This window comes from Segatella copri (genome assembly GCF_949820605.1).
Taxonomy (GTDB): domain Bacteria; phylum Bacteroidota; class Bacteroidia; order Bacteroidales; family Bacteroidaceae; genus Prevotella.
On the sequence record NZ_CATKVU010000004.1, the window covers coordinates 12501 to 27774 of the forward strand.

Genomic DNA, 15274 nt, shown 5'->3' on the forward strand with positions numbered 1-15274 from the left:
GAAGCCCTCTTGTCCTATCGGTCGCTCTACCTCTCACGGTGACCATCCGACGCGGCACCTAAATGCCTTTCGGGGAGTACGAGCTATCTCCAAGTTTGATTGGCCTTTCACTCCTACACTCGGCTCATCCAGAAGCTTTTCAACGCTTATTGGTGCGGACCTCCATCCCGTGTTACCGGGACTTCATCCTGGCCAAGTGTAGATCACTTGGTTTCGCGTCTACCCCCACTGACTGTGCGCCCTATTCAGGCTCGCTTTCACTGCGGCTACGTGTCTCGTGACACTCAACCTCGCCAGTGACGGTAACTCGTAGGATCATTATGCAAAAGGCACGCCGTCACATCTTCCGATGCTCCGACCGCTTGTAGGCGTATGGTTTCAGGAACTATTTCACTCCCCTGCTCGGGGTTCTTTTCACCTTTCCTTCACAGTACTCGTTCGCTATCGGTCTCACGGGAGTATTTAGCCTTACCGGATGGTCCCGGCAGATTCGCGCAGGATTCCTCGTGTCCCGCGTTACTCAGGATACCGCTATGCCTGATCTGGCTTCGTGTACAGGATTATCACCTTCTGTGATGTAACTTTCCAGATACTTCCACTCACCATTTCAGTACAATGTCGCGGTCCTACAACCCCGCTGGCGCCTTGCGACGTCAACGGTTTGGGCTGTTCCCCGTTCGCTCGCCACTACTGGGGGAATCATTCATTTATTTTCTCTTCCTGCAGGTACTAAGATGTTTCAGTTCCCTGCGTTAGCTCTCTTACTTGGTAAGAGTAACCGCCCTTCAGACGGCCAGGTTGTCCCATTCGGAAATCTCCGGATCAAGGGTTATTTGCACCTACCCGAAGCTTATCGCAGCTTATCACGTCCTTCATCGCCTCCGTGAGCCTAGGCATCCGCCATACGCCCTTTCTTACTTTCTTTACGACTGTATTTGCTATCAGTTTAACCTGACAGCGAATAAGTAGCTCATACTTTCAGCTGTATTCTAACAAAGTGAAATCTCATCTTGCGATTTGATTTACTTTAGTCTGAACTAAAGTTCATTACTTACAGTTTTGCTTGTGTCAATATGTCAAAGATCTTCTTGCCTTAAAGGCATGGTGGAGATTGTGGAGTTGAACCATTTTGCTTGAGCCATCCCTACATATTATATAATGTATAAGGAATCCCAGTCTCCTGTATTTTATGAAACAGATGGTGCGTACAAGAAGAGAAGCGAACTTTTAAGTCCTGTTCCTAAATCTTCTATAGGAAATTCGTCTCTCCAGAAAGGAGGTGTTCCAGCCGCACCTTCCGGTACGGCTACCTTGTTACGACTTAGCCCCAATTACCAGTTTCGCCCTAGGCCGCTCCTTACGGTCACGGACTTTAGGCGCCCCCGGCTTTCATGGCTTGACGGGCGGTGTGTACAAGGCCCGGGAACGTATTCACCGCGCCATGGCTGATGCGCGATTACTAGCGAATCCAGCTTCGTGGGGTCGGGTTGCAGACCCCAGTCCGAACTGAGACAGGCTTTAAGGATTTGATCCGTTTTGCAAGGGACCGTCTCTCTGTACCTGCCATTGTAACACGTGTGTAGCCCCGGACGTAAGGGCCGTGCTGATTTGACGTCATCCCCACCTTCCTCACACCTTACGGTGGCAGTGTCCCCAGAGTGCCCAGCTTCAACTGATGGCAACTAAGGAGAGGGGTTGCGCTCGTTATGGCACTTAAGCCGACACCTCACGGCACGAGCTGACGACAACCATGCAGCACCTTCACAGAGGCCCCGAAGGGCGTCATTGTCTCCAAATCCTTCCTCTGCAATTCAAGCCCGGGTAAGGTTCCTCGCGTATCATCGAATTAAACCACATGTTCCTCCGCTTGTGCGGGCCCCCGTCAATTCCTTTGAGTTTCACCGTTGCCGGCGTACTCCCCAGGTGGGATGCTTAATGCTTTCGCTTGGCCGCTGACCTGTTCAGACCAACAGCGGGCATCCATCGTTTACCGTGCGGACTACCAGGGTATCTAATCCTGTTCGATACCCGCACTTTCGAGCTTCAGCGTCAGTTGCGCTCCAGTGAGCTGCCTTCGCAATCGGAGTTCTTCGTGATATCTAAGCATTTCACCGCTACACCACGAATTCCGCCCACTTTGTGCGTACTCAAGGAAACCAGTTCGCGCTGCAGTGCAGACGTTGAGCGTCTACATTTCACAACACGCTTAATCTCCGGCCTACGCTCCCTTTAAACCCAATAAATCCGGATAACGCCCGGACCTTCCGTATTACCGCGGCTGCTGGCACGGAATTAGCCGGTCCTTATTCATAAGGTACATGCAAAAGGAGTCACGACTCCCACTTTATTCCCTTATAAAAGCAGTTTACAACCCATAGGGCCGTCTTCCTGCACGCTACTTGGCTGGTTCAGGCTCTCGCCCATTGACCAATATTCCTCACTGCTGCCTCCCGTAGGAGTTTGGACCGTGTCTCAGTTCCAATGTGGGGGACCTTCCTCTCAGAACCCCTACTGATCGTCGCCTTGGTGGGCCGTTACCCCGCCAACAAGCTAATCAGACGCATCCCCATCCATCACCGATAAATCTTTAATCTCTTTCAGATGTCTTCCAGAGATATCATTGGGTATTAGTCTTACTTTCGCAAGGTTATCCCCAAGTGGTGGGCAGGTTGGATACGCGTTACTCACCCGTGCGCCGGTCGACGCCTATCGGAAGCAGGCTTCCAATATCGTTTCCCCTCGACTTGCATGTGTTAAGCCTGTAGCTAGCGTTCATCCTGAGCCAGGATCAAACTCTCCATTGTAAAATATCATTTTTACCTAGCCTTGCGGCTTGGTTTGTTTGTTGTCTGTACTTAGGACGAATATCCTTTTCGTTTATCGAAGCTTAGTAAACCTGACTTGTCAATTGCTTGACGGTTCGTTTCTTTTACCCAGTCAACTTTCTTATTTCTAAGAAGTTAACCGCTTCTTGTACTACTTGTCTGTTTATGTAAAATCTTTCAAAGAACTCTTTCTTTAATCGCTAAGAGAAACCGTATTTCTCAAAAGCGAGTGCAAAAGTACTAACTATTTTTCATTCCACCAAATCTTTTCGCAAAAAAGTTGAGATTTTAGTCAAAATTTAACATATATAAAGATTTTTGCATGACGATTTTTTGTGTATACATTATTATATATGCATGCGTACGCTTGCGTGCATATGCGCTAGTGCGCGCACATGATAAAATTATGGTATAACTCAAATCATGCTTAGTTTTAGACAAAAATAGAAACAGAAAGATGAATTTTCCTCCGATATTTTTTGTCTATTCACATATTTATATTACTTTTGCAGCAGAATTACATAAGAAGCATTAAAACAAGAACAAGCATCATGAAAAGATTTACGATTATCATTTCTTTCATTATGCTCACCTTCATGCCTCTCATGGCACAGGTGAAGCAGACCGTTGCCGTTCTCGGTGACTCGTATTCCACTTTCGAGGGGTTCATTCCTAAGGGTTATGCCACCTGGTACTCACCTACTACTCCACCAGAAACTACAGATGTAAACAAGGTTGAGCAAACCTGGTGGTGGCAAGTTATCAAGGAAGGAGGCTATAAGATGGGAAATATCAATTCCTATTCTGGTGCTACCATCTGCAACACTGGCTATCGTGACGAAGATTATACCGACCGTTCTTTCATCACCCGAAGTTCTCTTCTTGGCAATCCGGATATCATCCTGATTTGCGGTGCTACGAATGACAACTGGGCTGATGCCCCACTCGGCAACTATCAGTATAGCGACTGGAAGCGCGCAGATTTGTATAGTTTCCGCCCTGCCATGGCCAAGCTGCTTTCTGATATACGACAGCATTATCCTAATGTAGAGGCATATTTCATCTTAAACTCTGAACTCAAGGATGTAATCAATGAATCGGTAAAAAAGATCTGCAACAAATATCAGGTTCCAGTCATTGCTCTTCATGATATTGACAAGAAAAACGGTCACCCTACAATAAAGGGAATGAAAAGTATTGCTGACCAGGTTCTGAAGGTTATAAAAAAGTAAAGAAATAAGAAGTTTTAAATAGATAAATGATAGATTCAATACAAAACATTTTAGTTCAGGTTAGCGATTTCCTTTGGTCGTATATCATCATCACCGTCTTGATATGCTGTGCCCTGTTTTTCACTTGGCGTACCCGTTTCGTCCAGTTCCGCCTTATCAGAGAGATGATCAGGCTGCTGATTCATCCCGACAAGGTACAACCGGAAGAAATAGGACACGATGAACTGTCGATGGAGGTGAAAGTGGATGGAGAAATGAAACACATCTCTTCCTTCCAGGCATTTGTGGTAGCATTGGCTAGCCGTATTGGCACCGGAAATCTTGCAGGTGTGGCTACTGCTGTCAGTATCGGTGGACCGGGAGCTGTATTCTGGATGTGGATGCTGGCTTTGCTGGGCTCAGCATCCGCTTTCATAGAATCAACTCTCGCCCAACTTTACAAACGGAAAGGCAAAGCATCTTTCTATGGCGGACCGGCCTATTATATGAAGTATGGTTTGGGAAAAGGATGGATGGGTATTCTTTTTGCCGTGCTGATGATCATTACCTTCGGCTTTGCCTATAATTCAGTGCAGAGCAATACTATCTGTCTGGCATGGCAGAAGGCTTTTGGCATAGAACCTGCCACCATGGGAATTGCCCTCACTGTACTCACCCTGCTCATCATCTTCGGTGGCATCCATAGAGTGGCTAAGTTCTCTTCTACCGTGGTTCCTGTGATGGCTGTCGTTTATCTTCTGATAGCTGTAGGTGTTGTTGTTTGGAATATCACCAGTCTGCCAAAGGTTCTGCTTACCATTATTGAGAATGCTTTCGGATTCAATCAGGCTGCTGGTGGAGTTCTTGGCGTTACTGTGATACAGGGTATCAAGCGAGGTCTATTCAGTAATGAGGCAGGTGAAGGTAGTGCACCGAATGCTGCTGCGGTAGCTACAGTCAGTCATCCTGTAAAACAGGGATTGATACAGGCTCTGGGCGTTTTTACAGATACGCTAGTGGTATGTTCCTGCACTGCTTTCATCATCCTGGTGAGCGGTGTGGACCTTACGGCTTCAAATGGAATTCAACTCACCCAGGATGCCCTGACCCACGAAATTGGAAGCATCGGCAATCCGTTTGTTGCGGTAATGATATGGCTGTTTGCCTTTAGCAGCATCATCGGCAATTATTATTATGGAGAAACCAACGTGAGATATATCAGGGACTCCAAGCTGGGTGTATTTGTCTATCGTCTTGCTGTAGCAGCAATGGTGATGGTCGGAGCAGTAGTATCTCTGGATTTTGCATGGAGTTTTGCAGATATCACGATGGCTCTTCTCACCCTCTGCAATCTCGTAGCCATCGTCCTGCTTTCCCGTCAAGCTGTCTTCCTGTTGAAAGACTATCGCCAACAGAAGAAGGAAGGCAAGAATCCTATATTCACAAAGAATAAGATGCCAGAGATTGCAGATAAACTGGAGGCATGGTAAATAACAATGATGGATTTTCATTTCGCGAAGATCTATCCTTCATACAATTCATCAACAAAATTCCCCGATACGAATCCTGCAGGAATACTGAGGATTCATATCGGGGAATATTTTTATGCACTAAACTACTTTATTCCTTGTAGTAATCGTACAAGAAAGCATCAAGATAAGCACCACGCATGTTGGTCTTATAGAAATTGCCATCCTTATCTAGGATGAGACAGGCTGGAATACCATTGATGCCATACTCGCCCATCACCATACCGCCAAAACCTTCAGGATTGCGAACCTGTGTCCAGGTCATTCCTTCCTTGGTCATTGCCTTTTTCCAGTCGGCATCTCTCTCATCTACGGAAATACTGATGATGTTGAAATCCTTGTATTTCTCGTGTACCTTCTTGAGATGTGGAATCTCCTGACGGCATGGACGACACCAGGAAGCCCAGAACTCCAACATGGTGTATTCACCCTTCTTGATAAGTGAAGAAAGCTTCACCTGCTTGCCTTCAGGAGTGACAACGGTACCATCGATATAATGGTTGCCGATAGCTGTATGCTTTGCCATCTCTGCCTGCATCTGCAGCATCGGATATTGTGCAGAAGAACTCCAGTCGTTCTTCAACCAGCCCATCATCTCGTCAATCTGCTGAGAGGTATATGGGGTTGGTAAAGAAGAGAAACTCTCGAGAAGCAAGTCGAAGGCTACCAGAGAAGTGGTATGCTGCTGAATAAACAGACCTCAGTTCGGGATAACGAGCTCTATCTAAAGGCTTTATAATGTTTTTATATAAGGGACACAGAGGCTTGGCAACCATCTATATATCTTGGATGGTTGCTGAGACAAAATCCTCATGTAAAATATGCAATGTTAGAAAAGACTAAGCTGTTTCGTATCTTCGATAACGTATCCAGTAAGTGCCTTGGGCTTGTTGTCAAAGAAACAGTATGCCCCTAATGCAGAAATAATATTTATGATGAAATTCGCAACAGACCTGTGACGTGAATGTACTATCTGAGCCGTATTTTTCAACAGGTCATTAATCGTTTCAATGATGTATCTTTTGCGTAGCATCATCTTGTCATAGAACGGCATTAGTTTGTTCTTCATGTTCACTCTCAGTCCTGTTACCAACTGGATGCCTTCCTCAAAAAGCGAATCGAAAAGTTTTTGCGAGATATAGCCTTTATCTGCAAACAGCTTACCATACAGACGTTTAGCCAACACATCGAATACCGTTGGATCTTTGTCGCTAACGTTTGCACCAGTGAGAACAAAAGCAATTATCTCACCTCTATCATTACAAGCCAGATGTAGCTTGAACCCATGACACCATCCCATTGTTCCCTTTCCGTTTGTGGCAATGCCTTTGAACACTTTGTTGGCATAACGCCTGAGATTGTGGCATATTGGTATCATGGTTGAATCAACAAAGGTTATACCTGTACATCTGCCAAAAGCACGGAGATTCAGGAAGAACATAAGAGGGAAGAATACGCGACTTTCAAGTTCTACAAAACGGTTATAAGACACCGCATTTGGAAAATATGACTTCAAAGTTCCTCTAATAAAAAATAGGTAATAATGCTTGAAGTTTCGGAACGAGCCGAAATGGAAATACAGCAAAATCGTCATGATTTCACTATCAGATAAAGAGGCTTTACGTCGTCTGCGCTTTACTCCATCTTCACCCAAAAGCAATTTTCCTGCATTTTCAGCATCAAAAACTTTGTAAAATTCATCAATAATACAAAATAATTCTGTAACTTTGTCCTTGGTAATCTCCATAATGATATCTTTTTATGTTTGTAACTAATTGGATTTCAACTACAAAGATACAAAAAATATCGGAGATTACCAACTTTTTTAGGCACTATTTCTTATCCCGAACTGAGGTAAACAGACTGGTCTGATGGCGCATTTCCTCCTGCAACTTGATGGCTTCCTTGGCAAGGGATACACGCTGTGCCAAATCGGTAGTCTGGTTGATACTATCATCCATCTTGTGCATCTTGTCCTGAATAGGTGACATCAGTTCAAGATAAGCCTGATAAATATCCTGAGTGGTAGAACCCTTTACAACAGGCTCTATCATACTCATATCACGCTCTGCAGGAAAACCGGTAAGGTCTACATCGTAGGTCATCGGTTTATTCTCTACATAGACTCTTGTTGAGAATATTTTCTGATAGTCAGGCTCAGCTGTACCAGGCTTGTTCATATCAATAACCATCTGATACTGCTCAGGCTGGTTAACTACCCCCTTGAGGATGAACTCACCATTCTTGATAGTAACGCTATCCAGATTGGTAACACCTTCCAATCCATACTTCTGTAACATGACAGAACAGCCGTCCACGTTACCTTTAACCTTACCTTTCATCACAAAATTCTGCGCACTGGCAGCCATTGCAAGTACAAGACCGGCAAGTGTCATCATGCAAGTTTTCATTTTCATCTTATTCATTTTTTCTCGATTTTATTTATTATATAATGTTTATTGATTCACATATTCAGGATTCTGAACGAGAAGATTATTGGCTCCCATAGATGCCTTTGGTATAGGAAGAAGATATCGGCGGAAGCTAGGAAGTTCTGCTTTCTCATCTTCTGTCCAACTCTCGAAACCACCCTGACGGTTATAACGGCAAAGATCGAACCATTCTTCCAGATTTTCGTTACTCATATCACACAACTTATGCTTGAGGATTTCACCCAGAAGATCACTGTCGGCAATAGCGTTCACATCGTCCTCAGTATATCCAGCACGTTCGATGACAGTAGCCAAGAGCGTACGAGCCTTAGCATACTGCCCCTGACGAGCCTCTGCTTCGGCAGCGATATAATAGACTTCGGCAAGGCGCATGAAATAATAAGAATCTTCGAACATAAACTCAGGAGTCAACTTGCTGTACTTGGCAATTCCAGTCATGCCTTCACCCTTGTATGCCCAAGTATAAAGAGGATCGTAGGAAGCTGCATCATCTTCACCTGGAGGGAATGGGAAATCGCCACCATCACCACCAGGGATAACGATGCCGCCATCATCTCCATCACCAGGCAATACAACATCACCGCCTTCACCTGGATCAGGAACTACTACATCCCCACCCTCTCCCGGATCTGGAACAACGATATCACCACCTGTTTCATCATCAGGAACCAAATCATCAGCCACCTTTTTAAGGAGTGATCCTGGAGAGAAGGCAAACCAAGAAGCATCCATCAATTCATTCGGATTAGCTGTATAAGGGGCGAAAAGCATCTCCTTGGAATTGAACTGTTCTGTAAAGATATTAGCATAGTCTTTCTCCAGTTCATATCCTGCTGCTTCAGCCTCATTAATCACTTCTTCAGATAATCTTGCTGCCTCCGGATAGTTATCCTGAGCAAAATACATCTTTGCCTTCAAAGCCTTGGCAAAAAGACTGCTCATGTGATAATGGTCTGCCGGATGCTGTTCGCAATGGGCGATGGCATAATCGAGATCTTCAGAAATCAGCTTGTAAGTTTCAGCTACAGAAGAACGCTGACGAACCTGGTTATCTCTTACCAACTCATCCTTGAAGAGACAGACTCCGTATTGGGAATCCTGCTTCCAGTATTCTCCGAAACATTTCAGGAGAGTGAGATAAGCCAAAGCACGCTGGCAACGAGCCTCTGCAATCATCTCCGTACGTTTCTCCTCGCTCAGTCCTGGTATATTCTTGTTGATATGTACCAGAAAGGTATTGGCCGCATTGATTACATTGTAATAGGCGGTATAAGCCGTCTCCACATTACTGTTATTGGTCTCGATATTCTCGGCAGCAAACTCATCCGCCCCCATCACCATTGGTATCTGCAAACATGTAGTCACCTACAGCAGCTCCATTCTGATAGAAACCATATCCCTTGGCCATAGCCTGTTCATTCAACTTACTAATCTGATCCTGACTCTGATAGATGCCTGCCACTTTATATCCCTTCACGGTTCCCATGGCATGACCTTCCATATAGAGATCCTGATGCATCATATCGAGGGTTGAACCATTGAGCTTGGTAATCTTATTCCTGTTGGATGAGATACTGAGCATAGTGTTATAGGTGAAATCATTGGTACGAACTACATCACCACCGATAGAGAACTCGAAACCATTGTTGGTAAGATCAAGAATATTGCTGTAATAGGTGCCGATACCAAACTCCAGGGCGATAGGAGCAGGAGCAAGCGCACCATAAGTAAGTGTTCAAATCAAACAAAGTGTATTCTGTTCTCCGTGATACATTATTTAAAGAGGATCCCATAGCTTTTGTGTTATGGAACCCTCCCCTACTCTACTTAGAGTATCATTTTTTCATATTCCAGTCCGAAGACATCCGCTACGGCCTTGAATACCACCTTTCCATTTACGATATTCAAACCCCTATACAGGGCTTTATCCTCCTTGCAGGCCTTTCGCCAACCCTTATCAGCAAGCGCCAATGCATATTTCAGTGTAGCATTGGTCAAGGCTGTAGTAGAGGTATTCGGCACAGCACCAGGAATATTAGCTACTGCATAATGAACGATTCCATCGACCATATATGTCGGATCAGAATGTGTGGTTGGATGCGATGTCTCGAAACAGCCACCCTGATCGATTGCTACATCAACAAGTACTGTTCCTGGCTCCATCAATTTCAACATATCTTTCGTGATAAGATGCGGCGCCTTATCACCTGGTACGAGCACACTACCCACAACGATATCCACATCTGTCAATTCTCTACGAATATTATGCTCGTTGGAATAGAGCGTGTGTACATTGATAGGCAGCTCCATCTCTAACTGACGAAGACGAGGCAAACTGATATCTGTAATCCATACATCAGCTCCCATTCCTGCAGCCATTCTTGCCGCAGCTTCTCCTACGGTTCCGCCGCCCAATACCAAAACCTTGACGCGGTTCACACCAGGTACACCACTCATCAGTTTTCCTTTTCCTCCCTTTGTCTTCTGCAGATAAAAAGCACCATTAATAATGGCCATTCTTCCAGCTACTTCACTCATCGGAATGAGTAAAGGCAAATGGTGGTTATCTGTCTCCACAGTCTCGTAAGCCAGACAGACAGCACCACTCTTGAGCATGGCATCGGTAAGTTCCTTGTCACAGGCAAAATGGAAATAAGTGAAAACAAGCTGGTCTTGATGGATAAGTGGATATTCCTCAGCGATAGGCTCTTTCACCTTTACTATCATTTCCGCCTCACGATATACACTCTGAATGTCGGGTAAGATTATGGCTCCTACCTTTTCATACGCTTCATCAGCAAATCCGCTGTTCTCTCCAGCCGTATGCTGAACCATCACTTCGTGACCATGTCGAATGAATTCAGCTACTCCTGCTGGTGTCATTCCAACACGGTTCTCATTGTTCTTAATCTCTTTTGGAATACCAATTTTCATGATGTTATAGTTTTAAAGGTTCGACATCAGTTTAACTCTGTAAAGATACTGAAAATTTCAATAGGTTGTACGCACTTAGAGGAAAAATTAACATATCTTATATAAACTGTTCCTGTTGAATATACGTATTTTAGTTTATTAGGCAATTAGACTAAACTAACATTCTAATTTTATACATTATAGATATTCTACAAAAAGGATAATTAAAATGCTGAATTATAAAGTGTCAACATGTTAGGTCTGCAATATACATGTTTATCTCGCTAATCATTAGATTATTATAATTGCTGTCAGTTAGTATATTTGTTTAAACGTATTTTTATATTTTCGTCTATTCTAACAAACGTCTTTACTGCTATTAGTTTATAAGTTTGTTAGTTTATATGGTTATACATAAATATGTTTATTTATCTATTAGTATAATCGTTTATTAGCATAATGGTCTATACAAATATTTGTTTAATAGAATATTCATATATAAGTTTAATTAATTTATCCGTCTATTAGGCTATTCATATTTTCGTTTAGTAGCATATTCGAAGTGATGCTTATTCTTCATGAAGATTGTTAGAAAAGTATAAAAAAAAGGATATTTACAAAGAAATAAGACGATAAATTCTTTTATATCAACTATTTTGGCTATTTTTGCAACCAATATTAGAACTAAAGAATATTAGACAATCCAAAAATAAGACTTTTAGTCTTTCTGGACGAAAGAACATAAGTCAATTCGTTTATTCTAATTGCCAGCAATTCTAATATATGTAAATTATATTAAACCATAACGTGAAATAAGGAAAAAAGAAATATGAAACATGAACTACAGGAAATTGTTGCAGTAGTGAACAACAAGGGTGGAGTAGGCAAGACGGCTACTGTGCAGTCTCTGGCTTCTGGCATAGTCCGGTTGAATCACAACCTCAGGGTTCTGGTAATAGACTTAGACCCACAATGCAACCTCTCTTCGCTTTTCGGAGTGAGAGATAACGAATATGATAACATATACAACGCCATGTGCAAACAGAGTGGTGTGCCAGTCTACAAATGTAAAAATGGAGTATATGCAGTTCCAGGATCTGCTCAGATGGAAAATATAGAACAACACCTTCCAGGAGGCCCTTCACTGAGAGAACAGATGAAGAGCTACACGGTATTACTGGGATGTTTGCAAGACAACGATTGCCATGACATGACAGGAGAAGGACTGAAAAACGTATTTGATGATTTCGACTACATTTTCATCGACTGTCCTCCAGCACTTTCCAAGAACACTTATAATGCTTTGGTTGCAGCGAGCAAGATTTTGATTCCAGTACAGATGGAAGCATTATCTGTCAAGGGAGTAAGTGAAGTACTCAGCGTAATGGATGAAGTGAAAGAGTTCCACATGAACGATAATTTGGAATTACTTGGACTCCTGCCAGTTATGGTAGATGAACGAACCAAGATTACCAAGGAGTTGAGCAAACTTTTAGGCGAAAAACATGGCGACTTAATTCTGCCTTGCCGTATCCGCCGCTCTGTAAAGTTCCTGGAAGCTCAGGCACACGGACAAAGCATATTCGAATATGCACCTTACTCAAGTACAGGTATCGATTACGAAATTGCTATCAAGCGCATGTTCAACATCAAAATCTAATCTTGGTAGGGTAGGGTGAAACATGCAATAATAAAACAAAAGAAGATAAACTTATAAAATATAAGAATTATGGCTGTAGCAAAAAGAAATTTAGAAGAAATTGGTGAGTCTCTTGAAAATATGGGCAAGAACGACCGACCAAGTTTATTAAACACAGAAATGGCAAAAAGCGAAGAGGATAAAAATATATCTAAAGGTGGTCGCAAGAGAAAAAGTTACTGGACTGCAGAGGAAAGACGCACTAGAACGAGTGTGGCTACATATCTTAACAAGGAAGAACTCCTTCTCCTGAAGATGAAATGCCTCTCAGATGATATCCCACAGGAAAACCTGCTCTACAATATCCTGATGGATTACTTGAAAAAGTAAGCAAACAAAAAGTAGTTATTAAAAGGGTGAAAACCACAAAACTGTTTACCTAAAAAAGCGCTAAGCTTAAAAATAAGGTATAAGTTCCAACAAAAACCACATTTCTGTTTACCAAAAGAATGATAATTATAGATTATTCTTTATAATAAATTATATATCTCTTATTTATTACAGAGTGTATAATATCTTGATTAATAATGAGTTATGTTTGAAGTGGTAAATAGAAATGTGGTTTTAGGTAAATAGAAATATGGTTTATGGTAAATAGCTTGGTGGTTTCGGGTAAATATTTATGTGGTTTTAAGTAAATAAAAAAGTGGTTTTAGGTAAACAACTTTGTGGTTTATGGTAAACAGAAATGTGGTTTTTATATGAGTGAACCAAAAGGAAACAAGAATCTGGTGTGGATTAACACACCTTTTTCGCTGACAAAATTGGATAAGCAATATACATTATTGCAACAAAACATATTGATGGTTGCAAGTACCCATCTGCAGAAGTATGTTGAAGAGTATTTTACCGAGAAGAGAGTGCTTGGAGATGCACGCTCCGACTATCTTTTCGAGAAAGGAATAGAGCATGCTGTTATGGAGATTCCGCCCATCAAAATAGACATCAAGGATTTTCAGGTATCAACGGAGTTTCATAATTATAAGAATCTGCGTGATACGCTGAAGAACGATATCCTCAACCTGTCGGTGCGTGTAAAGACGGATAGCAAGACAGAGAAGATACAGCACGTATTTTCAAACATCGAGATTCCGACAACGCAGAAAGGCTATACAAAGAGCGATGGTGAGAAAGTAGAACGCATCAAGGGTGAAGTAATACTTGAGATAGATCCAAAACTCACCATGAGCCTTTTTGACATGCGTCAGGGATATATTCACCATATCTCCATGATTGCTAAATATTCCAAGAAGGTGAATACACCTCGCCTCTATATATATCTGCTTCGTCAGATGGGACTAGACAAGAGCTTGGATGTTAAGGTTGAGTTTTTGCCGATGAAACAGTATTTGGGTCTGGTAGAACTTGATGAACATGGCAATATTCTGCTTGACGACAAGGGGGAGCCTGTGATGAATAAATATCCTAAATTCTCGCAATTCAGAAAACAGGTACTCGATGTGGTAAGGGAAGATCTCAACAGAATGGCTAGTCGCAGTGAGACAGATATCGTATTTGATGAATTTTCTGAAGAAGACTTTATTTATCGGAACGGAAAGTATAAGGGAGATCCTGAATATGTTATCTTCCATATCAAGCGGACGGATGTAGGTATCAATCATATCGGAGATAAAGATGCAGATATTGCTCGTCGTCTGAATGAAAAAATAAACCGTAATAGGGGAAAGAAAACATCTGATGATGCCACGCAGCAGGGAGATCTTTTTGCGCATGTATATCAGAATCCTGACAAGAAGATAGAAGTAGACACGACTCAAGGTTTTGAGCAATGGAATCAGTTTATTTCGATGGTACAGGATACCAGTCAGCAAGCGCTGTTGGGCAGATGCAAATTCATAGGAATCAAGAATGACAGATTCTGTATTGCTGCTAGTGATGATGATTTTGCTGCTTTGAAAACATCGGGTCTTGAAAGGCTGGCACAAGAATTTTTTGACTGTGTCGGTTCATTCATGCCTGTATTCTATAGAGGCTAAGCAGAACAAGAAAGCAGAAGAGGAAGTAGGGGAGTACCGTACTTCCTCTTTTTGATATGTAAAACCACATTTCTGTTTACCTACTTTTAAGAATGGCTTATCATCATAACCACAAAACTGTTTACCTGAAATGGCATGTATATAATTCATTCCATTTTGAGGTTATATTAATTATTTACCAAATCCCGTGTTATAATTTGATATGTAATAAGTTATATAATTTTTATATCAGTCTTTTATTCTTTGGTAAACAGTTTTGTGGTTTCTGGTAAACAAAATAGTGGTTTTAGGTAAACAGTTTTGTGGTTTTTATCTTGATAAGATGCTATTTTTTATCTTATTCTATTTGAAATCAGGCACCTGAATACAATTTGAATATGTGTATAACTATCAGTATGTTAATATGTTATGTAAAACGCCTAAAGGAGTTGTCTAGACATTTTAATTTTTTCTTTAGTAGCAACTGAATAAGAATTTAAAAACCACAAAACTCTTTACCTGGCAGAACGTTCATCGATTTTTCTCTTAAACCACATTTCTGTTTACCTGTTTTTCTTATGAATTTAACTAGGTAAAAAACACATTTCAATTTACCTAAAAAGGAGCAACTGCTTTTTACTAGGATAGGTAAACAGTTTTGTGGTTTA

At 42.1% G+C, this 15274-nt stretch carries 11 protein-coding genes and 2 rRNA genes (1 of these 13 running past the window's edge); 5 read left to right on the top strand and 8 right to left on the bottom strand.

The window, feature by feature from the left end:
• Nucleotides 1-924 (bottom strand): 23S ribosomal RNA (locus RCO84_RS00715) (it extends 1972 nt beyond the left edge of the window).
• 348 nt (nucleotides 925-1272) lie between these two features.
• A 16S ribosomal RNA gene (locus tag RCO84_RS00720) occupies nucleotides 1273-2804 on the bottom strand.
• The 16S and 23S rRNA genes sit together here, the layout of an rRNA operon.
• A 572-nt stretch (nucleotides 2805-3376) precedes the next feature.
• On the opposite strand from RCO84_RS00720, the gene RCO84_RS00725 reads away from it, so the two are divergent.
• On the top strand, nucleotides 3377-4057 hold the full coding sequence (locus RCO84_RS00725; protein WP_317583483.1) for an SGNH/GDSL hydrolase family protein: 681 nt from the start codon (nucleotides 3377-3379) through the stop codon (nucleotides 4055-4057).
• A gap of 26 nt (nucleotides 4058-4083) precedes the next feature.
• A complete protein-coding gene (locus tag RCO84_RS00730; RefSeq protein WP_317583484.1) occupies nucleotides 4084-5526 on the top strand; it encodes an alanine/glycine:cation symporter family protein in 1443 nt (480 codons plus the stop codon).
• A 130-nt stretch (nucleotides 5527-5656) separates the two neighbouring features.
• Here the strand turns inward: RCO84_RS00730 and RCO84_RS00735 are convergent, their stop codons facing one another.
• From RCO84_RS00735 to ald, 6 genes are all read right to left on the bottom strand, one after another.
• Entirely contained in the window at nucleotides 5657-6220 is a 564-nt protein-coding gene (locus RCO84_RS00735; protein WP_317583485.1) for a TlpA family protein disulfide reductase, read from the bottom strand.
• A 174-nt stretch (nucleotides 6221-6394) separates the two neighbouring features.
• A complete protein-coding gene (locus RCO84_RS00740; RefSeq protein ID WP_118142112.1) occupies nucleotides 6395-7312 on the bottom strand; it encodes an IS982 family transposase in 918 nt (305 codons plus the stop codon).
• 85 nt (nucleotides 7313-7397) lie between these two features.
• Nucleotides 7398-7991 (bottom strand): DUF4369 domain-containing protein, encoded by a 594-nt coding sequence (locus RCO84_RS00745; RefSeq protein ID WP_317583486.1) that lies wholly within the window; start codon nucleotides 7989-7991, stop codon nucleotides 7398-7400.
• A 30-nt stretch (nucleotides 7992-8021) separates the two neighbouring features.
• Nucleotides 8022-9383: a RagB/SusD family nutrient uptake outer membrane protein gene (locus tag RCO84_RS00750; RefSeq protein WP_317583488.1), complete on the bottom strand. Its 1362-nt coding sequence runs from the start codon at nucleotides 9381-9383 to the stop codon at nucleotides 8022-8024.
• The gene (locus tag RCO84_RS00755; protein ID WP_317583490.1) at nucleotides 9340-9600 is read right to left on the bottom strand and encodes a hypothetical protein; all 261 of its coding nucleotides are present in this window, start codon (nucleotides 9598-9600) and stop codon (nucleotides 9340-9342) included. Before RCO84_RS00755 ends, RCO84_RS00750 begins: the two co-directional genes overlap by 44 nt.
• Nucleotides 9601-9845: 245 nt before the next feature.
• Nucleotides 9846-10952 (bottom strand): alanine dehydrogenase, encoded by a 1107-nt coding sequence (gene ald, locus RCO84_RS00760; RefSeq protein WP_287589215.1) that lies wholly within the window; start codon nucleotides 10950-10952, stop codon nucleotides 9846-9848.
• An 808-nt stretch (nucleotides 10953-11760) separates the two neighbouring features.
• On the opposite strand from ald, the gene RCO84_RS00765 reads away from it, so the two are divergent.
• From RCO84_RS00765 to RCO84_RS00775, 3 genes are all read left to right on the top strand, one after another.
• The gene (locus RCO84_RS00765; protein WP_144153504.1) at nucleotides 11761-12591 is read left to right on the top strand and encodes a ParA family protein; all 831 of its coding nucleotides are present in this window, start codon (nucleotides 11761-11763) and stop codon (nucleotides 12589-12591) included.
• Between the two features lie 69 nt (nucleotides 12592-12660).
• Nucleotides 12661-12960, top strand: a complete 300-nt coding sequence (locus RCO84_RS00770; protein WP_144153502.1) for a hypothetical protein — start codon at nucleotides 12661-12663, stop codon at nucleotides 12958-12960.
• Between the two features lie 371 nt (nucleotides 12961-13331).
• The gene (locus tag RCO84_RS00775) at nucleotides 13332-14627 is read left to right on the top strand and encodes a RepB family plasmid replication initiator protein (protein WP_317583492.1); all 1296 of its coding nucleotides are present in this window, start codon (nucleotides 13332-13334) and stop codon (nucleotides 14625-14627) included.
• Nucleotides 14628-15274 lie beyond the last annotated feature (647 nt).